Source organism: Mycolicibacterium sp. XJ2546 (assembly GCF_053483195.1).
Genome location: NZ_JBEFRW010000015.1, coordinates 88,530 through 109,121, shown reverse-complemented (window position 1 = coordinate 109,121; position 20,592 = coordinate 88,530). Strand labels below are relative to the sequence as shown.

General features: G+C 68.6%; 25 protein-coding genes. 8 read left to right on the top strand and 17 right to left on the bottom strand.

Features of this window, described 5'->3' with window-relative positions:
* From ABQE44_RS21030 to ABQE44_RS21005, 6 genes are all read right to left on the bottom strand, one after another.
* Window positions 1-594 (bottom strand): hypothetical protein (locus tag ABQE44_RS21030; RefSeq protein ID WP_448431741.1); only part of this gene is annotated, 594 nt, incomplete at its 3' end.
* A gap of 49 nt (window positions 595-643) precedes the next feature.
* Entirely contained in the window at window positions 644-994 is a 351-nt protein-coding gene (locus ABQE44_RS21025; protein ID WP_448394119.1) for a hypothetical protein, read from the bottom strand.
* A 90-nt stretch (window positions 995-1,084) separates the two neighbouring features.
* On the bottom strand, window positions 1,085-1,315 hold the full coding sequence (locus ABQE44_RS21020; protein WP_448394120.1) for a hypothetical protein: 231 nt from the start codon (window positions 1,313-1,315) through the stop codon (window positions 1,085-1,087).
* Window positions 1,302-1,532: a DUF6400 family protein gene (locus ABQE44_RS21015; RefSeq protein ID WP_448394121.1), complete on the bottom strand. Its 231-nt coding sequence runs from the start codon at window positions 1,530-1,532 to the stop codon at window positions 1,302-1,304. The genes ABQE44_RS21020 and ABQE44_RS21015 overlap by 14 nt, the downstream gene beginning before the upstream one ends.
* A 100-nt stretch (window positions 1,533-1,632) precedes the next feature.
* Window positions 1,633-2,328 carry an MBL fold metallo-hydrolase gene (locus ABQE44_RS21010; protein WP_448394122.1) on the bottom strand — a complete coding sequence of 232 codons (696 nt, stop codon included), beginning with the start codon at window positions 2,326-2,328 and terminating at the stop codon, window positions 1,633-1,635.
* Window positions 2,325-3,719, bottom strand: a complete 1,395-nt coding sequence (locus tag ABQE44_RS21005) for a xylulokinase (protein WP_448394123.1) — start codon at window positions 3,717-3,719, stop codon at window positions 2,325-2,327. The genes ABQE44_RS21010 and ABQE44_RS21005 overlap by 4 nt, the downstream gene beginning before the upstream one ends.
* Before the next feature lie 80 nt (window positions 3,720-3,799).
* Between ABQE44_RS21005 and ABQE44_RS21000 the strand changes: the two genes are divergently transcribed.
* Window positions 3,800-4,309 carry a DUF6328 family protein gene (locus ABQE44_RS21000; RefSeq protein ID WP_448431739.1) on the top strand — a complete coding sequence of 170 codons (510 nt, stop codon included), beginning with the start codon at window positions 3,800-3,802 and terminating at the stop codon, window positions 4,307-4,309.
* A gap of 49 nt (window positions 4,310-4,358) precedes the next feature.
* Window positions 4,359-5,213 (top strand): DoxX family membrane protein, encoded by an 855-nt coding sequence (locus ABQE44_RS20995; RefSeq protein ID WP_448431737.1) that lies wholly within the window; start codon window positions 4,359-4,361, stop codon window positions 5,211-5,213.
* Between the two features lie 2 nt (window positions 5,214-5,215).
* Here ABQE44_RS20995 and ABQE44_RS20990 read toward each other — a convergent pair whose 3' ends face one another.
* Window positions 5,216-6,649 carry a GntP family permease gene (locus tag ABQE44_RS20990; RefSeq protein WP_448431735.1) on the bottom strand — a complete coding sequence of 478 codons (1,434 nt, stop codon included), beginning with the start codon at window positions 6,647-6,649 and terminating at the stop codon, window positions 5,216-5,218.
* 14 nt (window positions 6,650-6,663) lie between these two features.
* Entirely contained in the window at window positions 6,664-7,155 is a 492-nt protein-coding gene (locus tag ABQE44_RS20985) for a gluconokinase (protein ID WP_448394127.1), read from the bottom strand.
* Window positions 7,156-7,276: 121 nt separating this feature from the next.
* Between ABQE44_RS20985 and ABQE44_RS20980 the strand changes: the two genes are divergently transcribed.
* The 3 genes from ABQE44_RS20980 (at window position 7,277) to ABQE44_RS20970 (ending at window position 9,293) form a co-directional block, all read left to right on the top strand.
* Window positions 7,277-7,987: a FadR/GntR family transcriptional regulator gene (locus ABQE44_RS20980; protein WP_448431733.1), complete on the top strand. Its 711-nt coding sequence runs from the start codon at window positions 7,277-7,279 to the stop codon at window positions 7,985-7,987.
* 8 nt (window positions 7,988-7,995) lie between these two features.
* Window positions 7,996-8,874 (top strand): SCO6745 family protein, encoded by an 879-nt coding sequence (locus tag ABQE44_RS20975; protein ID WP_448431731.1) that lies wholly within the window; start codon window positions 7,996-7,998, stop codon window positions 8,872-8,874.
* Between the two features lie 92 nt (window positions 8,875-8,966).
* Entirely contained in the window at window positions 8,967-9,293 is a 327-nt protein-coding gene (locus tag ABQE44_RS20970) for a YnfA family protein (protein ID WP_448394312.1), read from the top strand.
* 118 nt (window positions 9,294-9,411) lie between these two features.
* On the opposite strand, the gene ABQE44_RS20965 is transcribed toward ABQE44_RS20970, so the two are convergent.
* Together ABQE44_RS20965 and ABQE44_RS20960 are read right to left on the bottom strand one after the other, a co-directional pair.
* Window positions 9,412-11,403, bottom strand: coding sequence for a DUF7064 domain-containing protein (locus ABQE44_RS20965; RefSeq protein WP_448431729.1), 1,992 nt, complete (start codon window positions 11,401-11,403; stop codon window positions 9,412-9,414).
* Between the two features lie 71 nt (window positions 11,404-11,474).
* Window positions 11,475-12,983: a carboxylesterase/lipase family protein gene (locus ABQE44_RS20960; protein ID WP_448431727.1), complete on the bottom strand. Its 1,509-nt coding sequence runs from the start codon at window positions 12,981-12,983 to the stop codon at window positions 11,475-11,477.
* Between the two features lie 76 nt (window positions 12,984-13,059).
* Here ABQE44_RS20960 and ABQE44_RS20955 point away from each other — a divergent pair, with 76 nt between their 5' ends.
* Window positions 13,060-13,719 carry a hypothetical protein gene (locus ABQE44_RS20955; protein ID WP_448394132.1) on the top strand — a complete coding sequence of 220 codons (660 nt, stop codon included), beginning with the start codon at window positions 13,060-13,062 and terminating at the stop codon, window positions 13,717-13,719.
* A gap of 12 nt (window positions 13,720-13,731) precedes the next feature.
* Here the strand turns inward: ABQE44_RS20955 and ABQE44_RS20950 are convergent, their stop codons facing one another.
* Window positions 13,732-14,061 carry a hypothetical protein gene (locus tag ABQE44_RS20950; RefSeq protein ID WP_448394133.1) on the bottom strand — a complete coding sequence of 110 codons (330 nt, stop codon included), beginning with the start codon at window positions 14,059-14,061 and terminating at the stop codon, window positions 13,732-13,734.
* A gap of 127 nt (window positions 14,062-14,188) precedes the next feature.
* Between ABQE44_RS20950 and ABQE44_RS20945 the strand changes: the two genes are divergently transcribed.
* Window positions 14,189-14,530 (top strand): RNA polymerase-binding protein RbpA, encoded by a 342-nt coding sequence (locus ABQE44_RS20945; protein WP_448394134.1) that lies wholly within the window; start codon window positions 14,189-14,191, stop codon window positions 14,528-14,530.
* Here the strand turns inward: ABQE44_RS20945 and ABQE44_RS20940 are convergent.
* Genes ABQE44_RS20940 through ABQE44_RS20925 form a run of 4 tightly spaced genes read right to left on the bottom strand, consistent with a single transcriptional unit; the run spans window position 14,527 to window position 18,999 of the window.
* Window positions 14,527-15,303 (bottom strand): polyprenol monophosphomannose synthase, encoded by a 777-nt coding sequence (locus tag ABQE44_RS20940; RefSeq protein ID WP_448431725.1) that lies wholly within the window; start codon window positions 15,301-15,303, stop codon window positions 14,527-14,529. The genes ABQE44_RS20945 and ABQE44_RS20940 overlap by 4 nt on opposite strands.
* Window positions 15,300-16,946, bottom strand: a complete 1,647-nt coding sequence (gene lnt, locus ABQE44_RS20935) for an apolipoprotein N-acyltransferase (protein WP_448431723.1) — start codon at window positions 16,944-16,946, stop codon at window positions 15,300-15,302. The genes ABQE44_RS20940 and lnt overlap by 4 nt, the downstream gene beginning before the upstream one ends.
* Entirely contained in the window at window positions 16,939-18,525 is a 1,587-nt protein-coding gene (locus ABQE44_RS20930; protein ID WP_448431721.1) for an amidohydrolase, read from the bottom strand. The genes lnt and ABQE44_RS20930 overlap by 8 nt, the downstream gene beginning before the upstream one ends.
* Window positions 18,526-18,999, bottom strand: coding sequence for an FxsA family protein (locus ABQE44_RS20925; RefSeq protein ID WP_448394138.1), 474 nt, complete (start codon window positions 18,997-18,999; stop codon window positions 18,526-18,528). It lies immediately after the preceding gene.
* Between the two features lie 48 nt (window positions 19,000-19,047).
* Here ABQE44_RS20925 and ABQE44_RS20920 point away from each other — a divergent pair, with 48 nt between their 5' ends.
* Window positions 19,048-19,743, top strand: a complete 696-nt coding sequence (locus ABQE44_RS20920) for a dienelactone hydrolase family protein (protein WP_448394139.1) — start codon at window positions 19,048-19,050, stop codon at window positions 19,741-19,743.
* Here the strand turns inward: ABQE44_RS20920 and ABQE44_RS20915 are convergent.
* Both ABQE44_RS20915 and ABQE44_RS20910 read right to left on the bottom strand, forming a co-directional pair.
* A complete protein-coding gene (locus ABQE44_RS20915) occupies window positions 19,740-20,126 on the bottom strand; it encodes a PPOX class F420-dependent oxidoreductase (RefSeq protein ID WP_448394140.1) in 387 nt (128 codons plus the stop codon). The two genes, ABQE44_RS20920 and ABQE44_RS20915, sit on opposite strands and share 4 nt — an antisense overlap.
* 2 nt (window positions 20,127-20,128) lie before the next feature.
* On the bottom strand, window positions 20,129-20,509 hold the full coding sequence (locus ABQE44_RS20910; protein ID WP_448394141.1) for a PPOX class F420-dependent oxidoreductase: 381 nt from the start codon (window positions 20,507-20,509) through the stop codon (window positions 20,129-20,131).
* Window positions 20,510-20,592 lie beyond the last annotated feature (83 nt).

Sequence of the window (20,592 nt, the reverse complement as noted above, 5' to 3'; positions counted from 1 at the left end):
GTCCTCACCTCGCCACCACGCGCGTGACCCGGCCACCGCCCACAATTGCGTCGGCGCGATCATGAACCGCTGACCGTTGGGAGCAAGACCGGCAAGCCTGACCCGCCCGCTGCGCAGCACCGGCCCGACGACCCGTCCGATCACCGCGAGCGCCGACCGGTTCGTCCACGTCGCAGCCGGCAGCCGCCGTCCGATGCTGCTCATCAGCCGCGTGCCGGGGGTCGTCTCCAGCTCGATCGTCCAGTCGAGCAGCCCCGCGATCCGCACCAGCAGCGACCACGGCGTCAGCCAGGCGACGTCGATATCGCATTCGATCGGGTCCCCCGTCGCGGCGCTGAAGTACCGCGAGCAACTCTGCTGGCCGGGCGTGGTGGCATAGAACGACCACTCTCCGGATGGACCGCGATGCCATACCGATCGGTAGGCGGGTGAGAAAGAGGTTGCCGGGAAATCCCGCAGGGCCAGGTAGTGCCCACTTCGAAACGGCAGGCCCATCACGCCATAGCCGACGAACCGTTCGTCGTCGCCGGGGGGCAGGGTGGCGTTGCGCGTGACGGCCGCGGCGGCCTCTGAGGGTGTGAGTGTGTTCGTCATACCCCGTATGGTTGGCCGGCCGCCGGCCGCGGCGCATGGGGCGGCTGCCTCATCTCGGGGTGACGGTGACCGTGACGCGGCCTTTGGCGTCACGGTGGGCCACGGCGTGCCCGGCGCGGTCCTGCCCGTCGAATCCGACCAGGGTGAGCGGGCCGCCGTCGTCGAGGAAGTTGCGCCACCAGGTCTTCGCGTCGGGGGCCATGACGTTGATGACGATGTCGTCGCCGGCGCGCCGGTAGTTCACCGGGGTCTCGAACGTCTTGCCTGATCGGCGGCCGACATAGCGAATCTTCACAAATCCTCTGCGCATGATCGAACCGAGCACCGGCGCATCGAGCAGGCCGACGACGAACCCGTTGAATCCATGGACGGCCGGCGAACCGAAGAACCCACGTCCCATGAGGCAAGGGTAACTAGCGAGACCTCCATGAGGGCTGCGATTCTCGCCGGTTCACGACCCGTTCGCAGCATTCGCGGCGATGCTGCTGCGTCAGGCGACCTGGCCCGCACCACCGCGGCGGTGCGTGTCCGTCGACCACAGATGGGCGCAGCCCGGACACTGCATGTGCACCACGGTGGCGTCGTTGCCCAGCAGGTATTGCCAGTGCTCCGAGCAGTTGCGGCGATCCTCGCAATCCTCGCATCCCACGCCGTGGCGGCAGTTGGGGCAGTCGAGCCATACCCGACGTGCGCGGTCGGCGGTGGGATCAATCGGCAGCACGGTTCACCGTCCGATCGGGCAGCACCCCGGCAGCGACCAGGTCGTCGTAGATCTGCTGCTGGTCGGCATCCAGATCGGAGTACAGCATCTCGTATGCGCGCTGCTCCTCGGCGAGCACCGCAATGGGGTCCCAGTCGTCGCCGATGGCCGCCAGCACGGCGGTTCGCCGTCTGGCCTCGTCGAGGGTCAGGTCATAGACGAAGTCGAGACCGGCCATACCGGCACCTCCAAACCATTCGTGACAAAGCGAACGGTTAGGGTGGCCTAAGTAGGCCGCGCCCGGCAATGACGCACGTCACATGTCGTCGCCGACTACGTCACACCTGCTCAGCCAGCCAGCGTCGTTGCCGGCGGACGAATTCCGCGTCGACGACGGCGCCGTGCCCGGGCACGTAGACCGCGTCCGCGCCGCCCACCTCGAGCAACCGGTCCAGCGTGGCGGGCCATGCCACCGGATCGGAGTCATCGTCGATGCAGGGGTCACCGGACTCCTCGACGAGGTCTCCGCAGAACACCACCGCGGTATCTGATGCGGGCACGATCGCGATCAGGTCATGGTCGGTGTGGCCGGGCCCCGGGTGCCCGATCGTCACGGCGATGTCGGTCAGGTCGATGACGGCGGCGTTGGTCAGGTGCTGCGGTACGGACAGGCCCTGGATCGCGCGGTCCACCTCTGCGACGTCGGCGCCGTGCCGGACGGCGTCGTCGCGAAGGTGGTGCCGACCATCCGACATGGTCGCCGCCACTTGCGACGCACAGTAGATCCGCGCGTCGGGGAACGCCGACGATCCGAGGATATGGTCGAAGTGGTTGTGGGTCAGCAGGATATGGCTGACATCGCGGTGCCCCATCGCCGCGATGTCGGCGGTGATGGCCTCGGCTTCGGTCAGGGTGGTGCCGGTGTCGATCAACAAGGTTCCCGCGCTACCGGCCACCACGCCGATAGTGACGTCGAGAAACGGTAGGCGGCAGCGGAATACGGCGTCGGCCAGACGCTCCCACGAGTAGTTCACCGCAGCGTCAGCGGTTGCGCCGATCGGTATTGGTCGAGCACCTGCGGAGTCGGTTCAGCGGTGTAGGGCGTCGTCACGCCATATGACCATACCGGTGGTGAATCCTGTTGTGTCAGAGTCCACGCCGCCTGTCTGGCCGCGCCGAGCGCGACGTACTCGGCGGGTTCCGGCACGTCGACCGGCCTGCCCCACACCGCGGGCGCGATGCGGCGAACGGCTTTCGAGCGCATGGCGCCGCCGACCAGGATGAGACGTCTGACGTCGACGCCCTGCGCGGAGATCTTCTCGATGCAGTACGCCATCGAGGCGAGCAAACCCTCGACTGCGGCGCGGGCAACGTTGGCCGGCACCAGGTTCCGCGTGGTCACGCCGTGCAGGGCGCCCGCCGCTTCCGGCAGGTTCGGTGATCGCTCGCCCTCGAAGTAAGGCACCAGCGTCAGCCCCTCCGCGCCCGCGGGCGCCGACAACGCCAGCCTGTCGAACTCGGCGAAGTCCACGTTGAGCATGCGCGCGACCGCCGCCAGCACGGGTGCGCCGTTGAGCGTGCACACCAGCGGCAGTTGGCGCCCGGTCGCGTCGGCGAATCCGGCGACCAGTCCCGCGGCGTCGTGTGGGGCGGTGTCGCTGACGGCGCTGACCACCCCCGAGGTGCCCAGCGATACGACGCCGTCGCCCAGCGCCGCCCCGAGGCCGAGCGCCGCAGCGGCGTTATCCCCGGCACCCGGGCCGAGCACTGCCCCGGATGCGGTGCGTCCGGCTTCGTCGTGCGGACCCAGCACGGTCGGCAGCAACGGGCGGCGGCCGCGCATCGCCAGCTCGAGCAGATCGGGATGGTAGGCGTCGTGCTCGGCGGAGTAATAGCCGGTGCCGCTGGCGTCGCTGCGGTCGGTACGCAGGTCCGCCACATCGGCGGAACCGGTCAGCCGCCACGTCAACCAGTCGTGCGGAAGACACACCGCGGCTGTCGCGTCGGCGTGCGCGGGTTCATGGTCGGCCAGCCACCGCACCTTGGCTGCGGTGATCGCCGCGACCGGCACCACGCCGACACGTTTGACCCATTCGGCTGCGCCGCCGAGCTCGCGGACCAGTTCGTCGGCCGAGGCGCTGGACCGAGTGTCGTTCCACAACAATGTATCTCGAACGGCACGCCCCGATGCGTCCAGGCACACCATGCCGTGTTGCTGGGCGCCAACCGACAGCGCCGCCACGTCGTCGAGGCCGCCTGCCTCACCGATGGCGGTTTGCAACGCGGACCACCACGACTCGGGGTCCACCTCGGTGCCGGCTGGATGCGGCGAGGAGGCCGATCTGATGATCTCCCCGGTGTCGGCCCGGCACACCACGACCTTGCACGACTGGGTGGACGAATCGATGCCCGCAACGAGATCCACCCTTACGAACCTACCTCGACGGGCGGAGGTGAATGCGTGATCGATATGCACCGTGCCGGTGGTGCTGCGAGAATCGCCAGGTGGATATCGAGCACCCCGGCGCCGTCGAGCGATGGGACGAGAACCGCAACGAGACGGAAGCCCAACGGCTGGACCGCAATTGGACCAGTCTGCTGCAGGAGCTCAGGGTAGCCCAAACCGGTGTCCAACTGCTGACGGGCTTCCTGCTGATCCTGCCGTTCTCCGACCGGTTCGACAAACTCGACGTCCTGATGCGCGGGGTCTATCTGGCCACGGTCGTCTCTTCGATCGGTGCGACCGTCCTGCTTGTCGCGCCGGTGACCTTGCACCGGATACTGTTCCGCCGCCATCGGCTCAAGACGCTGGTGGCCACCTCACACCGGTACGCCGTGGTGGGAACACTGCTGTTGGGTATCACGCTGGCCGGGGTGGCGACCATCATCTTCGACGCCGTGACGGGCCGAATCTTCGCCTGGGTCGCCGGTGGCTTCGCGCTGCTGGCCCTGGGCGTGTTCTGGTACGCGATACCCCTGCTGCGACGCCGACGTTCACAGGGCGACCCATACTGAGGATTGGTCCGGGCGTTTGTCCCGGCGTGGCCCGGGGAACACACGGTTCATGTTGATCCGACGAATCGCGCGCCCCATGCTCTCAGCGGTGTTCATCACACGGGGCGTCGACGCCCTCCGTAGCCCCAAACCGGCGGCCGACGCGACGCGCCCAACCCTCGAGGGGCTGAGCAAGCTGCCCGACCCTGTCGGCACGAACGTCCCCTCCGACGCCGAGACCGTCGCCCGCATCAATGCCGCGGCACAAATCGGCGGCGGCCTGCTGTTGGCCACGGGCAAACTGCCCCGGCTGGCGTCGGCGGCGCTGGCGCTCAGCGTGGTACCGGGCAGCCTTGGCGGCCACGCCTTCTGGCAGGAGACCGACCCGCAGCGCAAGACCGACGAACGACGGGCCTTCGTCACCGACATCAGCCTCATCGGCGGGCTGATCATCGCGGCCGTCGACACCGAGGGCAAACCGTCGCTGGGCTGGCGGGGCCGTCGCGCCGCGCACAAGGTCACCGGAGCCGTCGGCGCCGCGCTGCCCGCCGGTGCGGCCACGGGCGGAGCGCTGGCCGACAGTGCGCTCGCCGAGAAGGTCGGCCACGGGCTTCAGGTCGGCGCCGAACGGGGTCGTGAACTCGCCCACGTCGCACGTGAGCGGGGCACCGAACTGGCCGAGGTGGCTCGCGAACGCGGCCCGGAGTGGGCCGAGGTGGCGCGCAAGCGCGGTGCCGAGCTAGCCGACGTGGCTCGCGAGCGCGGTGCGGAACTGGCCGAGGTCGCCCGCGAGCGGGGCCCCGAACTGGCGGAGACCGCGCGCAAACGCGCGCCCGAACTGGCGGAGACCGCGCGCAAACGCGCGCCCGAGTTCGCCGGCACCGCGCGCGCACAGGTCAAACAACGTCGCGGCCGCAAGCGCTGACGTCACACCACCATCCAGAGGGCCAGCGCTAGTAGGAACGCGCTGAGACCGAGCGTCGTCTCCATCACGGTCCAGGTCTTCAGGGTGGTCTTGACGTCCATCCCGAAGAACCGGCTGACCAGCCAGAAGCCCGAGTCGTTGACGTGTGAGAGCACGGTCGCACCCGCGGCGATGGCGATCACCAACAAGGTGAGGTGCAAGCTGGTCAGGTCGGCCTCGGCGGCCGCGGCGGCGAGCAAGCCGGCCGTCGTCGTCAAGGCGACCGTGGCGGACCCCTGCGCGACGCGCAGCAGCGTGGCGATCACGAAAGCCTGCACGATCAGCGACATTCCGAGGTCAGACAGTGAGTCGGACAGCGCATCGCCGATACCGCTGAGTTCGAGCACACCACCGAACATGCCGCCGGCGCCAGTGATCAGGATGATCGAGCAGATCGGGCCGAGCGCGTTGTCCAGGATCGTGTTGACGTCGGCCATCCGGTGCTCGCGCAGGCCCAGCACGACGATGGCCACGATGACCGTGATCAGCAGGGCAACCGTGGTGTTGCCGAGCAACATCAGGTACCGCGCCCAGGTGGCGTCGTCGGCGACCACACCGGCGGTGATGAGCGTGTTGAACACGGTGTTGAACGAGATCAGCACCATCGGCAGCAGCAACAACGCGAGCACGGTCGGAAACGACGGAGCCGTCCGGGTCCGGGTCTGTGTCCCCGCACCGCTGCCCGCGGCGTCGTCGCCGCCGGCGTCCTCGTCACGTCCGCCGTTCAAGGAACCGAACAGCGTCTCCGGAATGTCGACGTGCACCCGGTGTCCGAGCACCCGTGACACGAGCATCACACCCACGAACCACGACACGATCGCGATCGGCGCACCGACAAGCAACGTCAACCCGATGTCGGCGTCGAGTGCCTCAGCGGCCGCGACGGGCCCGGGGTGCGGCGGCACCAGGGCGTGCATCGCGGCGAAGGCGCCGGCGGCCGGCAGCGCGTACAGCAGAAGCGAACCGCCGAAGCGCCGCGCGACCGTCATGATGATCGGCAGGAAGACGACAAGACCGGCGTCGAAGAAGATCGGAAAGCCGAACAGCAGCGCGGCCACCCCGAGCGCCAGCGGTGCGCGCTTCTCGCCGAACCGGCCGATGAGCGTGTCGGCGAGCACCTGTGCGCCGCCGGTGATCTCGAGCAGGCGCCCGAGCATGATGCCGAAACCGACGAGGATAGCCACCGAGCCGATCGTGTCGGCGAAGCCGAACGAGAGCGCGTCGGGGATGTCACCGACGGGGATGCCTGCGGCGATCGCGGTCAGCACGCTCACCAACACCAGCGCCACGAACGCGTGCAGCTTCAACTTCATGATCAAGAGCAGCAGAAGGGCGACAGCTGCCGCGGCGATCAAGAGCAGTGTGCCGGCGCCGTACGCCGGTTCGATTGCTTGCACCAGGCCTCCCAGACCTATTCGGTTGTGCTGACGTAGGTCTCGATAATCGAATCGATGCTCTGATCGACGTCGATGGTGACGCCGTCCTCATCGCTCTCGAGCGGCTCGAGGGTGGCGAACTGGGATTGCAGCAGTGATGCGGGCATGAAGTGGCCGGGACGGCTGGCCTGGCGCCTGCCGATCACCTCCGGGGTGCCGCTGAGGTGCACGAATTCAATGGCGGGACAGTGACGGCGCAGTTGGTCGCGATACCTGCGCTTGAGCGCCGAGCAGCTCATCACCCCGCCGCGATCGCCCCGCTCGGCCAGCCACTCCCCGATCGCGTCCAGCCACGGCCGGCGGTCGTCGTCGTCGAGCGGTTGGCCCGACGTCATCTTGGCGATGTTGGCCGGCGGGTGGAAATCATCGGCGTCGGCGTACGGCACCCGCAACCGCTGCGCCAACGCCGCCCCGACGGTCGACTTGCCCGACCCCGATACGCCCATCACGACGATTGGCGACGTCATCTATTGCACCTATCCGTTGTGGCTGACGTCACAACCATGCCGCGATGGTCATATGATTGCAAGGCTGTTACAGAAAGATATGCCTTTAAGTGTTGCGATGCAGTTATGACAGGATGTATCCGTGTCGTCGGAATCGAACGTCGGCGCCTTGCACGCCAGTTTGCTCACCGCATTGGGCACCGCGATCGTGTCCGGTGCATATCCGGCGGGCCATGTGCTCACGCTCGACGGGGTGAGCACACAGCACGGTCTGTCGCGCAGCGTCACCCGTGAGGTCGTGCGCGTGCTCGAATCGATGGGTCTGGTCGAGTCCCGCCGTCGAGTGGGGCTCACGGTCCAGCCGGTCGAGAAGTGGAATGTGTTCGATCCCATGCTCATACGCTGGCGCATCGACGTCGGCGACCGCACCGCCCAGCTGATGTCACTGTCGGAGTTGCGGCGCGGCTTCGAACCCATCGCCGCCGCCCTGGCCGCGCGACGCGCGAACCCCGACCAGTGCCGGACCATGGCCGCGGCCGTCTCCGACATGGTGGTGCACGGCCGATCCGGCGACCTCGAGTCATACCTATTGGCCGACAAGCTCTTTCACCGAACCGTGCTGGAGGCCAGCGGCAACGAGATGTTCCGCGCGCTCGACGGCGTCGTCGCCGCGGTGCTCACCGGCCGCACCCACCACGGCATGATGCCCAGCACACCCAACCCGGACGCCATCGAACTGCACGACGAGGTGGCCCGCGCCATCAGAACCGGCGACGGGGCCGCCGCCGAGAAGGCGATGCGTGCCATCATCGACGAGGCGGCGGCCGACCTATGTCGTGAGCTGAATGGTTAACTGCCACCGTGGACAGGGAACCGAAACTCGCCCGGCGATTCTTCGATCGAATCGAACCAGTGCACGCCGTCACCTACTTCGCGCCGGAAGCCCGCGCCGCCCTCGATGGGCTTGGCTTCAAAGGCTTCTGGATGGGTTACTTCGCGGCCCGCTCGGCCCCATTCGGGATCGTGCCGCCGCAAGTGGTGACCGCCGCGTTCTACAACTTCGCGCCGCTCCGAGTGGCCAGGGCCCTGCCCGCCGCCTGGGACGTCGCCACGCCGGCCGACGCGCTTCAGGCGCGTAGGGAGGCAGCGGTGGCGGCGCTGCGCCGCAACGGCGTCGCCGACGACGAGAACGTGCGCCAAGCCGCCGAACTGGCCGCCAAGGCCGCCCGCAGCGCACCGCTGGACGGCCGCGCGCTGTTCGCCGCCAACGCGGCGCTGGACTGGCCCGACGAACCGCTGGCCAAGCTGTGGCACGCCGCCACGCTGCTGCGTGAACAACGCGGCGACGGCCACATCGCCGTGCTGGCGGCCTGCGGGATCTCCGGACGCGAGGCCAATGTCCTGCATGCGGCCGCGGGCCGGGTGCCCAAAGAGATGATCATGCGCAGCCGCGACTACGACGACGAACAGTGGCGGCTCTACAGTGACCGGTTGGCCCGGCGTGGCTTGCTCGACGGCGACGAACTGACCGCGGCCGGACGCGAACTCAAAGCCCATATCGAAGACACCACCGACCGGCTTGCGCTGTCGGCGCTCGAGGCGTTAACCGACGACGAGGTGGAGACGCTGTTCCGGGCGTTGACGCCGATCACCCGTGCCGTGGTGGCCGGCGGCGATCTGCCCGCCGCGACGCCGATGGGGCTGAACCGCGACGACCTCGACAACGACTCGGCCCGCTAGTTGGCGCATTTGGCGCGAGCGTGCGGGTTTGCGGGCGACACGCCGTGGAATAGCCGAAGTTTGCGCACGCTCGCGGCACGCTGGAAGCCGTGATAGTGCTCAAGTCGATGCTGTTGTTCGCGTTGGCCGCGGTGCTCGAAATCGGCGGCGCCTGGTTGGTGTGGCAAGGGTTTCGCGAACATCGCGGTTGGCTGTGGATCGGCGCCGGCGTCATCGCGCTGGGCACCTACGGGTTCGTTGCGGCGTTTCAGCCCGACGCCCACTTCGGAAGGGTGCTCGCCGCGTACGGCGGCGTCTTCGTGGCCGGCTCGCTGGCGTGGGGAATGGTCGCCGACGGCTTCCGGCCCGACCGGTGGGATCTCGCCGGGGCGGCGATCTGCCTACTCGGCGTCGGCGTCATCATGTACGCGCCCCGATGATGCTGCTGCGAGGCCGCCGTGAGCGTGCGCAAACTCCGGCGATCTCTCGGCGTGTCGCCCTCAAACTCGCACGCTCGCGGGAATGGGGTGGGCTCGCGGCTAAGGGGGCTACGCGGCCCTATTGGTTGCGATTCCATTCCAGCCATCCGACGCCGGTGCGGCCATCGACGGCGGTGACGGCGGCCCACGCCCGCGGGAACTGGCTGACCCGACCGTCGGGTGAGGTCAACCGCACCGGTGCGTGACCGTGCACGGCGATGCTCACCGTGACGTCACCCGGCGCCAACGTGAGCGTCGTCTGCAGTGGTAACCCGTTGTCGCCCATCTCTTCTCGCGCCGCCACCGTCTGCAGTTCGATCAGCTCGCGGTCCGGGTGCTGGATGTAGCCGATACCCACCGGCGGTGCGCCCGGGACCCGGACGTCGACGCCGTGCAGACGAGTGCCGTCGTCGAGGTGCAGCGCGCTCCACACCCACTCCATGGACCACCAGTCGCGCACCCCCCACGAGTGGTCGCGCTGGCCGGGCACCGAATCCAGTTGGTAGCTCTGCCCGTCGGCGGACACGGTGCCCGACACCCCGCACGGGATCTCGTAGCGCGGCGTGATCCGGTACTGGTATGGCACGCCCTCGGTACGCAACACCAGGTCCATCGTCAGCTCGGTCGGCCGGCCGGCCTCGCCGCGCAGCAGCGCGGCCGGATCGTCGTAGGCTTGCGCGGGCCCGCGCAGTGTCACTCGGTAGCTCTGCAGCGGCTCGGTGATCTCCATCGTGAGATCCCCTGCCGCACAATGCACCTGCATCGGATCGTCCGGCAGCGGGGCCTCGAGGTCGACGATCGCGATGGTGGGCATATCCGGCCCGCACAGCAGCCCGTTGATCCACGCGACGTTCTGGTTCGGCACTAGGCCCAGCCGGATCCAGCCGCCGATCTTCTGCGCGGGGTCGACGAAGTCGAAGTACCAGCTCTCGTTCCACAGCTCCTCATCACCAGGTGCGTGGGCGCCTTCGTCGGTGGGCTCGGGCCGCAACGGTTCGAGCCCAACGGGTTCTGGCAGGATCGCCGCGGCGTCGGTGTCCAGCACATGGTGGCAATGCCGATCCAGCATGGTCATGAACATCTGATCGCCGCGCTCGGTGCGCTCGACCAGCATCGAGGACACGATCGACATGACCACCCCGAAGTAGCTCTGCCTGCGTACGCCCTCGCGGACGTCGTCGAGGGTCAGCGGCGCGTCGGGGCCCAGGGCCTCGTGGTAGGCGCGCAGCAGCGCGTCGTAGTGCTCGCGGCGGTCTTCGACGGGCAGGGCGCAGCCGAGGAAATAGGCGACGTCGGTCAGCGCCGGTCCCCACGTGACGGTCTGCCAGTCCACCACGGTCAGCGCGCGGTCGGCGCCGGGTCCGCCGAAAAGCAGGTTGTCCAGCCGATAGTCGCCGTGGATCAGCCCCATCGGGCGCTGCGGATCGGCTTCGACAGCGAGGTAGGCGTCGAAGCTGGCGACCAGCCGCTCGCAGACCTCACGCTGTTGGTCGGTGATCCGGTCGGTGAAGCGCTCGGCGAACCCGGCGTAGAGCTGGCCGATCAGCGCCTGGTTGATTGGCGTGTCGCGGTTTAGCCAGTCGGCTTGCGCGGCCGCCGGATCACCGAGCAGCGGGGCGTGCACGCGGCCCAATTCGGCCAGCGCTAGCTTCGCCTGCTCGACTGTGGCACCGCGGATTTCATCCCCGACGGTGGCCGGCGCCGCGTCGCCGAGCAGAAGGTGAAACGCCCCGGTCTCGCTGTCATAGCCGGCGGAATGGCACGGCGCCACCGGACCACCGATGCGCGGCGCGATGTCGGTGTAGAACCTGACCTCCCGTTCGTAGAGGCCCAGCGTCAGGCCGGCCTGGCGACTGGCGGGGTCGGTCGCGGCGACCTTCAACACCACCGACGGTGGGCCTTCCTCGCCGTCGGCGTAGGTCAGCGTCACGCGGTAGCACTCGCTCATCTGTCCGGTACCGATGCGTTCGGTGCCGAATTCGGTGACGGTTCCGGCGCCGATGGTCGCGGTGAGCCAGTCGGCGTTCAGGTCGGTGGGCCGTTCGATCACGGCGCTCTGCGTGGGGGCCATACCTGGCAACCTAGCAGTGGGCGAAATCACAACGTTGACGGGTGTCAAAAAATTGTCGGATTCGCTGCGAATCACCGGCTGGCCAGGGAAAACCCTTCCCATGCCTGCCTGCGGGCGGCGTGCGGATCGAACTCGACGCGGGGTCGATGGTCGAGCACCATCACCGCCCGCTCGGCGGCGGTGTAGGCGGGCCAGTCCCCCTTCGGCATCCCGGTTCGAGCGAAGGCGTGCCACCGGCTCTGGATGTCGTCGCTGACCCGCAACGCGGTGCGACGGTCGGCGACGGCGGTCAGTAGCCGTCCGAAACCGCTGCGGTAGACGTCGAACACCGCCAACAGCTCGGTGGCGTGGGTGGCGCCCAGTCCCGACCACCGCAGCGTGCGCGGGGCATAGTCGTAGCGGTACAGGTAGGTCGGGGTGTGCACGCTGTGCGACTCCGCGATCTGCCATGCTGCCGACCCGAACGCGAAGTCGCCGCCGAACTGGACGCACGCGCGCGGATCCGGATAGCCCGGGTAGGCGGCGGTAATACGTTCGCGCTCAGCGGGGTCGACCTGCGCCAGCAGGCGCTCGATCATCGGCTCGGTCATCGGCAGCAGTTTGAGGAAACGGCCGAACAACCGGGCCTCCTCTTTGTTCGTGCCCACGATCAGCGGTACCCGGTGGGCTTTTCCGTTGCGCATCGCCTCGACCGGATCCAGCGGCAGGTAATCGCCGCCGCTGGTGGGGCCGGCCGCGAACGCGCCGAGCATCTCGCGTTGCCCATGTTTGATCAGCCGGTCGAACGCGGTCACCAAATCGATTGGGTGCGCGGCCATCACCGCGTTGGCGCCGTCCGCCTTGCGCGCGCCGAGCAGTGCGGCGAACCGTTCCGCGTACTGCTCCGCGACTTCCTTGGTACGCACCATACCCGCCGCGGGGCTCTCCGAGATCGCTTGCGTAAAAAGGCCTTTGGCTTCCGGTACGGCCAGCAGGGTGGCGACGGCGTGCGCGCCGGCGCTTTCGCCGAAGATGGTGACGTTGTCGGGGTCACCGCCGAACATTGCGATGTTGTCGCGCACCCACCGCAACGCCATCACCAGGTCGCGCAGGTACAGGTTGTCGTCGAAGGTGAACTCGTCGTTGGACAGCGACGACAGGTCCAAACATCCCAGCGCGCCCAGCCGGTAGTTCACCGAGACGTAGACGCAGCCGTTGCGGACCAGCGACGCCCCGTCGTAGATCGGGGTGGCCGACGTGCCCATGAAATAGCCGCCGCCGTGGATGAAAACCATGACCGGAAGCCGCGCTTCGGGCGGCCGCTTGGGGGCGACCACGTTGAGCGTCAGACAATCCTCGCTCATCGGCTGGTATTTGCCGGGCGCCAGCATCGTGTACATGCGCTGCTGGGGCGCACAGTTGCCGTACCCGTGGCAGTACCGCACACCACGCCACGGCTCGACGGGCTGCGGCGCACGCAGCCGCAGCGAACCCACCGGCGGGCGGGCATAGGGAATGCCACGCCAGCGGTTCACTCCGTCACGGTTGAAACCTTCGATGGTTCCGGCGTCGATCTTTGCGCGGACGGTGTGTTCGTGCATCACCCGACGGTAGCGAATGCGCGCCCGCCGCCGCGCCTGGCCGGGCCCGCCGTGTCGGCCCGCTAACCTGGCCGGTATGCGAATCGCTGGGCTCATCGCGGTCTCGGTGCTGCTAGCCGGATGTTCCCAGTCGGTCGGCGGCGAGGCCGAACGGATCGAGCCGATCCCCCCGGATCCGGGCCGCACCACCACGACCGCCCCGACCACCACCGCACCCGCCCAGCCTCCCGATGCCGGCACGCCTATCGCCGACGTCATCGCCTGGATCGAGGCGGGCGACCCGGCCGACCCGGCCCAGTACAACGTCGCGTTCCGCGACGGCACCACAACGCAGTTGGGCGACGATGTCGCGTTCCGGACCCCGACGAGCACCACGCGATGCATGACCGACGGCGCACTGGTATGCCTGCTCGATTTGGCCGACCCGCCGCCGCGGCCCGCCGACGCGTACGGCGAGTGGAAGGGCGGCTGGGTCGACTACGACGGCACCACCGTGGCCGTCGGCTCCGTGCACGGCGATCCGGGACCCTTCACCGCCGGTGTGGGCGCGGAACTGCCCTACGGCCAGGTGTTGGCGTTCGGCGACTACCGGTGCCGTTCCGACACTGTCGGCCTGTTCTGCGTCAACTACGCGCACCAGTCCGCGGTCAAGTTCAGCGACGCGGGCGTCGAACCGTTCGGCTGCCTCCAACCGGTGACCGCCCCGCCGCAGATCGGGCAGATGTTCAGCTGCTGAGGAACTTCCCGGCTAGCGCCAGCCGTCGGCGGCCTTGGCGGCCCGCATCAACTCGGTGCACAGGTGGCGCAGTTCGTCGTTGTCGGCGCCTTCTTCTATGGCGGTCGCGACGTCTTCGGCGGCGCAGCGGACCTGATACACCCGGTCAGCGAGTTCGGTGGCCTCTTCGGCGGTGAGCACCACCGCGTCGGGCGCCAGGGATGTGCCCTTGACGAGCGTGCGTTGTTCGTAGGCGCGCTGCCGGCACGACTGTCGGCAGTACTGTCGACGCCTGCCCAGGCCTGCGTCGGCGACTTCGCGCCCGCACCAGCGACAGGGTTGGGGACGTAATCGCCGTGCCACGGAACCTGACTGTAAACGTAGGGACCGGCCGATCCCGGTATCATGGACGGTCGAGTCGGGAACTTATCTGGCGCGTTGGGGCGTTCATGTACCGGACAACCAGGGTTTTATTTGAGGAGTGTTGACGATGGCTGATCGTGTCCTGAGAGGCAGTCGCCTCGGAGCTGTGAGCTACGAGACCGACCGCAACCACGACTTGGCGCCGCGTCAGGTCGCCCGGTACCGCACCGACAACGGCGAGGAGTTCGACGTCCCGTTCGCCGACGACGCCGAGATCCCCCACACCTGGCTGTGCCGCAACGGCATGGAGGGCACGCTGATCGAGGGTGACGCGCCCGAGCCGAAGAAGACGAAGCCGCCGCGGACCCACTGGGACATGCTGCTCGAGCGTCGTTCGATCGAGGAACTCGAGGAACTGCTCAAGGAGCGCATGGACATCATCAAGGCCCGGCGGCGCGGCACCAGCTAGCGGGTGACACCGACTCCGCGGGCCCGGTCCATGCGCCCGCGGATTCCCCACTCCGCGACCTTGAACAGGGCTTCGCGGATGTTGGATCCGCTCATCTTGGACTGCCCGAACTCACGTTCGGTGAAGGTGATCGGCACCTCCACCACCTGAAACCCGTTGTTGATGGTGCGCCAGGTCAGGTCGATCTGGAAGCAGTAGCCCTTGGAGTCCACGGCGGTCAGGTCGATCTTCTCCAGCACCTCACGCCGGTAGGCGCGGTAGCCGGCGGTGATGTCGTGGATGTCGACGCCGAGCAGAATGCGCGAGTAGCCGTTGGCCGTGCGTGACAGCACCAGCCGCCGCTTGGGCCAGTTGCGCACCTCTCCCCCGGGCACGTAGCGCGAACCGATCGCCAGATCGGCTCCGGCGTCGACGGCGTCGAGCAGGCGGTGCAGCTGTTCGGGCGGATGGCTGCCGTCAGCGTCCATCTCGATCAGGACCGCGTACTCGCGGCGCAGTCCCCACTCGAAACCGGCCAGGTAGGCCGCGCCCAGACCGCCTTTGGCGGTGCGGTGCATGACGTGCACCGTGTCCGGGTCGGCCAGCGCGAACTCATCGGCGAGGTCGCCGGTGCCGTCGGGGCTGCCGTCGTCGACGATCAGAATGTGCACCTCGGGGCACGACTGCTGAACGCGCCGCACGATCAGCGGCAGGTTCTCCCGCTCGTTGTACGTGGGGATGATCACCAGCGCACGCTGGCTTGGGCGTTCCCCGGGGCCCGGGCCCGTCGTCATGTGGCTCCTCTTACCTTGTCGCCGCTGGATCGACGACGCGCAACTGTCCAATTGTGCAGTATCGCGGCGATCACGCTGCCGACGCCGACGGCGATCAGCAGCCCCTGGATCGCCGGACCCCACCCGGTCGCCACTGTGAGCTGGCTTTTCAGCCGGACCGCGGTGTCGAGGTAGGCGGGTTCGAAGAACTCGGTGCGGGCGATCTCATGGCCGTCGGGAGCGATGACGGCGCTGATCCCGGTGGTGCCCGCGACGACGGTGTAGCGGTCGTGCTCGACGGCACGCAGCCGCGCGAACGCGAGCTGCTGTTCGCTCATCGCCTCGTCGAAGGTGGCGTTGTTGGTGGGTACGGCCAGCAGTTGCGCGCCGTTGCGCACCGACTCGCGTGGGGCACGATCGAAGATGACCTCCCAGCACGTGGCGACCCCGACCGGAATGCCCGCCGCCGTCACCACCCCGTCCCCGTCCCCGGGGATGAAGTAGCCCGCGCGGTCGGCGTACGGCGACAGGTGGCTGAAGAAGCTGCGCCACGGCAGATACTCGCCGAACGGCTGTACGATCCGCTTGTCGTGGCGATCCGCGGGACCACGCTCGGGATTCCACACGATCACCGAGTTCGTGGACACCGGGTTATCGGGGCTGTGGCCGTCGGCCGCCACCACCCCGCCGACCAGGATCGGCGCGTCGATGGCCGCTGCGGCGTTGGAGATCAGCTTGTTGGCGTCGGGGTTGCGCAGCGGATCGATGTCCGACGAGTTCTCCGGCCACACGACGAACATGGGCTGCGACGCCCGGCCGGCGCGCACGTCGGCGGCCAGCCGCATCGTCTCGCGCACGTGGTTGTCGAGAACCGCGCGCCGTTGGGCGTTGAAGTCCAGCCCGAGGCGCGGCACGTTGCCCTGGACGACGGCGACGGTCACCGGCTGGTCTTCGCCTGCCCCCATGCCGGATTGGCGCACCGCCGGCCAGACCAGCGCGGTGGCCAGCAACACGGCGGTGATACACGCCCCGGCCAGCACCACGGCCGGCGGGCGCGCCTTGTGCGCTTCGTCGCGGCGCCACCACTGCACGACCTCGAAAACGATGGCGGCGAAGCTGAACCCGACCAGCACCACGGCGAACGACAGCAGCGGCGCCCCGCCGATGCGGGCCAGCGGCAACAGCGGCGCATCGGTCTGGCTGAAAGCGACTACACCCCAGGGAAATCCGCCGAACGGCACGGTGGACTTCAGCCACTCCTGTGCCGCCCATAGCCCCGCGAACCACAGCGGCCAGCCCGGCAGGCGTCGCACCAGCACGGCCAGTGCGCCGAACAACGCCGGGAACAGCGCTTCGACGAGCGACAAGGCGATCCACGGGACCGCCCCGACGAACCCGCTGACCCACGGCAGCAGCGGCAGGTAGAAAGCCGCCCCGAAAAGAAACCCGTATCCGAAACCGCCTGCAGTCGTGGTCGTTTCACGGGTCAACACCCATGCCAGCGCCCCGAACGCGACGACGGCCAGATACCACCAGTCAAACGGCGGGAAGCTCAGACACAGCAGCAGGCCCGCGACGATTGTCACCGTCAGCTGCGGCAGCCGCGCCAGCACCGCCCGGCCGAACCGCTCGGCCCGTGCGCGCCATCTCGGCGGCTCAGCCATGGATGACGACACCACGATGGACCGTCTGTCGGCAACGGGGCAGTTCCCCGTCGAGTCGTGGCAGCGCGGGCACCCGCGAGCGTTGATCCGTCGACCAGCGTTGCACCGCGTTATCAGGTGCGGCCACCTCGAGCTCGCCGGTCTCCCAGACCGCGTACGAGGCGCGCGCGCCGGGAACCAGCGTGCCGGTGATGCCGTCGCGCACCCCTGCGGCCCGCCAGGCGCCCCTGGTGGCCGCCGAGAACGCCGCGCGCGCCGACAGCGCGCTGCCCTGCGTGCGGTGCCGGATCGCCGCACGTACCGTCGCCCAGGGATTCATGCTGGTGACGGGTGTATCGGAGCCGAAGGCGAGTGGCACGCCTTGGGATGCTAACAGCGCGAACGGGTTGAGCGCCCCGACGCGGTCGGGTCCGAGACGCTGCGCGTACATGCCGTCGACGCCGCCCCACAGCGCGTCAAAATTCGGTTGCACGCTGGCGAACACACCCCACGCGCCGAGCTGGCGGGCCTGTTCGGCGGTGATCATCTCGAGATGTTCGAGCCGGTGCCCGCACCGCGCCACGGCGGGCGCGCCGAAGGTGTCGACCACGCGGTCGAGCGCATCGACCACGGCGGTCACGGCCGCGTCGCCGATGACGTGGAAACCCGCGGTGATGCCAGCCTCGGTGCAGGCGTGCAGATGTGCGCTGATCGCATCGGTGTCGAGATAGGTGTTGCCGCAGCAATTTTCGGCGTCACTGTAGGGCTGGTGCAACCACGCCGTGCGGGAGCCCAGCGCACCGTCGACAAACAGGTCGCCGGCCAGCCCGTGGGTGCCGGTGCGCTCGATCAGCGCTCGGGCCTGCTGCGCGTCGGTGACCGCCTCACCCCAGTAGCCGACGATGTCGACGCCGTGGTCGATGCGCCGGATCTCGGCCCAGTCGTCGAGGCCGCCGATGTCAGGGCCCGCGCATTCGTGCACGGCGACGATGCCGAGTGCGGCGGCGGTGTCCAAGGCGGCTGCTCGGGCCTGGTCGCGCTGTTCGGGGGTCAGCCGGTCGCGGGCGGCGGCGCGCACGAGGTGGTGCGCGTCGCCGGTCAACGGCTGCTGCGCGGCGTAGCCGGGCGCGTCCGGCAGGCCGGAGATGAGCCGGCGCAGCGCGGTGGTCGCGACCGCCGAGTGGACGTCGACGCGGGTCAGGTAGGCGGGCCGGTCGCCGACCGCGGCGTCGACGTCAGCGGTGCTGGGTGGGGTGCGCTCGGGCCATCCGGACTCGTCCCAGCCGTGCCCCCAGATCACGCCGTCGGGATGGGCGGCGGCGTGCTCGCCGAGCAGCTGCAGGCAGTGCCGAAGCGAGGTGGCCGCGCGGAGGTCGAGCCCGATCAGGGTCAGGCCCGTGGCGGTGAGGTGGACGTGGCTGTCGACGAACGCCGGCGCGACGAAGGCGCCGTCGAGGTCAGTGATCTGGGCCTCGGGGAACTGTGCGCGGCCAACGTTGTCGCTGCCCAGCCACGCGACGACGCCGTCGCGCACCGCCAGCGCGGTCGCGTCGGGCATGGCGGGGCTGTGCACCCGCCCGTTGAGCAGGAGGTCAGTCACTTATTCGGGCTTGCGCTCCACGGTGTGCGGATCGGTGTCGACGACGTCGATCACCTCGCCGTCGATGTAATCACCGCGCGGCTGCGCGGTGTGTCGCAACCCCGCGACGCCGACGGTGATCAGCGGCATCCGGCGCGCGGCCAGCGCCGTGACCAGCGGGCGCACCGCCGCCCTGGTGGGCGGCAGGAGGAGCAAGGCACCGAGCATCGAGCTGGCCAGTCCGGGTATGACGACGAGCACGGTACCCAGCGCGACGAGCAGGCTGTCTTTGGCCGCGTCCGGTACGGCGGCGGCGCTGAGCCCGGACTGCAGGCGGCGGAGTTGCCGTCGCAGCTGCGATCCGGCCAGCACGAGGCCCACGGCGAAGGCCGCGACCAGCATCAGAAGGGTCCAGCCGATGCCGATGGTCGCGGTCAGCGCCACGATCACCGCGATCTCGAGGACCACGTACAGCAGGAACAGCCGCATCGCCATATCCGCACAACGTCCGAAACAGCCGGTCTGGTTCCGTAGATTGGCCACGTGACCAAGATCAACCTCGAAACCCCGGACGGCCCGATCGACGCGCTGCTGGGCGTTCCGCAGGGCGACGGACCTTGGCCGGGCGTGGTGGTGGTGCACGACGCGATCGGTTACCGGCCCGACAGCGAGGCGACCTCGGCGCGGATCGCGGCGGCCGGGTTCATCGCCGTCACACCGAACTTGTACTCGCGCGGCGGCCGCGCGCGGTGCGTGACCCGGGTGTTCCGGGAGCTGCTCAGCAAGCGTGGCCGTGCGCTCGACGACATCCTGGCTGCCCGCGACCATCTGCAGGCCATGCCGCAGTGCACGGGCGCGGTCGGCATTGTGGGGTTCTGTATGGGCGGGCAGTTCGCGTTGGTGATGTCGCCCAACGGTTTTGGTGCCTCAGCCCCGTTCTACGGCACACCGCTGCCGCGCGATCTCAGCGACACGCTGGACGGGGCGTGTCCGATCGTGGCCAGTTTCGGCCGTCGCGACCCGCTCGGGCGCGGGGCGCCGGCACGGCTGCGCGAGGTGGTCCAGGACAAGGATATTCCCGCCGATATCCAGGTGTATGCCGACGCCGGCCACAGTTTCGCCAACAAACTGCCTGCTCAGCCGCTGCTGCGGATCGCCGGGTTCGGCTATGACGAGGCGGCCGCCGACGACGCGTGGCGGCGCGTCTTCGCGTTCTTCACCGAGCACCTGACGACCTAAGTCGCCGGCTGTACCTCGATGGCTGAGTGCACCTTGTCGATGCCGCCGCGCAGGATTGCCTGCGGTATCCACCACCACGCGTGGTACCAGTAGCGCTTGGTGACCTTGTCGAAGACCCGGCGGGTCTCGGACTTCGGCAGGTTGCGCGCGACCGCCTCCACCGGATCGCCCTTGGGTTTGCCGAGTGCACCGGACTTCTGGATGGTGACCCTCGGAGTGTTGTTGATCCGCTTGGTTTTCCAGGAGCCGTCGTCGGTGATGATCAGCAGCTTGTCGCCGTCGCGGACGCCCCACACCGGTGTGCGCTTCGGCCTGCCGTCCTTGGTGAACGTGGTCAGCAGGATGTACTTGGACTTGGCGACGTCGGCGAAGGTGTCAGCCATCCTCACGCCGCCTTCAGTTCGATCGAAACGTTGTTCTTCATTCCGCCGCGCAGCTTGCTGAAGAAGTTGAACGTCTTGCCGAGCAGCCCGTAGCGCTTGCCGAGCGCGTCGTAGGTCTCGGCGTTGGCCGATTTGTCGAGGATCGTCGCGACGGCCTCGACGGGTTCGCCCTTCGGGTTGCCGCGCGCATCGCATTTCGCGATGGTCACCCGCGGTGTGTTGCGGATCCGCTTGACCTTCCACGACTTTTCCTGCGTGATCACCAGCAGCCGGTCACCATTGGGCGCCGCCCAAACCGCGGTCGGCTTGGGCCGACCGTCTTTGGTGAACGTCGTCAGCAGGATGTATTCGGATTTCGCAACGTCGGCGAAGGTGACAGACACGCTCCCAACTTACTGGGCAGGCCGGGTGGCCGTTGACTCTGCGCTCAGGGCGAAAAATTCGACGAAACCGCGCCCTGGACGCA

What these genes read in the sequence shown, in the direction of transcription:
- ABQE44_RS21025 (WP_448394119.1), bottom strand. Translation starts at nt 994, where the DNA reads ATGGGACGTGGGTTCTTCGGTTCGCCGGCCGTCCATGGATTCAACGGG.
- ABQE44_RS21015 (WP_448394121.1), bottom strand. Translation starts at nt 1,532, where the DNA reads ATGGCCGGTCTCGACTTCGTCTATGACCTGACCCTCGACGAGGCCAGA.
- ABQE44_RS20995 (WP_448431737.1), top strand. Translation starts at nt 4,359, where the DNA reads ATGTTGATCCGACGAATCGCGCGCCCCATGCTCTCAGCGGTGTTCATC.
- ABQE44_RS20985 (WP_448394127.1), bottom strand. Translation starts at nt 7,155, where the DNA reads ATGACGTCGCCAATCGTCGTGATGGGCGTATCGGGGTCGGGCAAGTCG.
- ABQE44_RS20965 (WP_448431729.1), bottom strand. Translation starts at nt 11,403, where the DNA reads ATGGCCCCCACGCAGAGCGCCGTGATCGAACGGCCCACCGACCTGAAC.
- ABQE44_RS20960 (WP_448431727.1), bottom strand. Translation starts at nt 12,983, where the DNA reads ATGCACGAACACACCGTCCGCGCAAAGATCGACGCCGGAACCATCGAA.
- ABQE44_RS20955 (WP_448394132.1), top strand. Translation starts at nt 13,060, where the DNA reads ATGCGAATCGCTGGGCTCATCGCGGTCTCGGTGCTGCTAGCCGGATGT.
- ABQE44_RS20945 (WP_448394134.1), top strand. Translation starts at nt 14,189, where the DNA reads ATGGCTGATCGTGTCCTGAGAGGCAGTCGCCTCGGAGCTGTGAGCTAC.
- ABQE44_RS20940 (WP_448431725.1), bottom strand. Translation starts at nt 15,303, where the DNA reads ATGACGACGGGCCCGGGCCCCGGGGAACGCCCAAGCCAGCGTGCGCTG.
- lnt (WP_448431723.1), bottom strand. Translation starts at nt 16,946, where the DNA reads ATGGCTGAGCCGCCGAGATGGCGCGCACGGGCCGAGCGGTTCGGCCGG.
- ABQE44_RS20925 (WP_448394138.1), bottom strand. Translation starts at nt 18,999, where the DNA reads ATGGCGATGCGGCTGTTCCTGCTGTACGTGGTCCTCGAGATCGCGGTG.
- ABQE44_RS20915 (WP_448394140.1), bottom strand. Translation starts at nt 20,126, where the DNA reads ATGGCTGACACCTTCGCCGACGTCGCCAAGTCCAAGTACATCCTGCTG.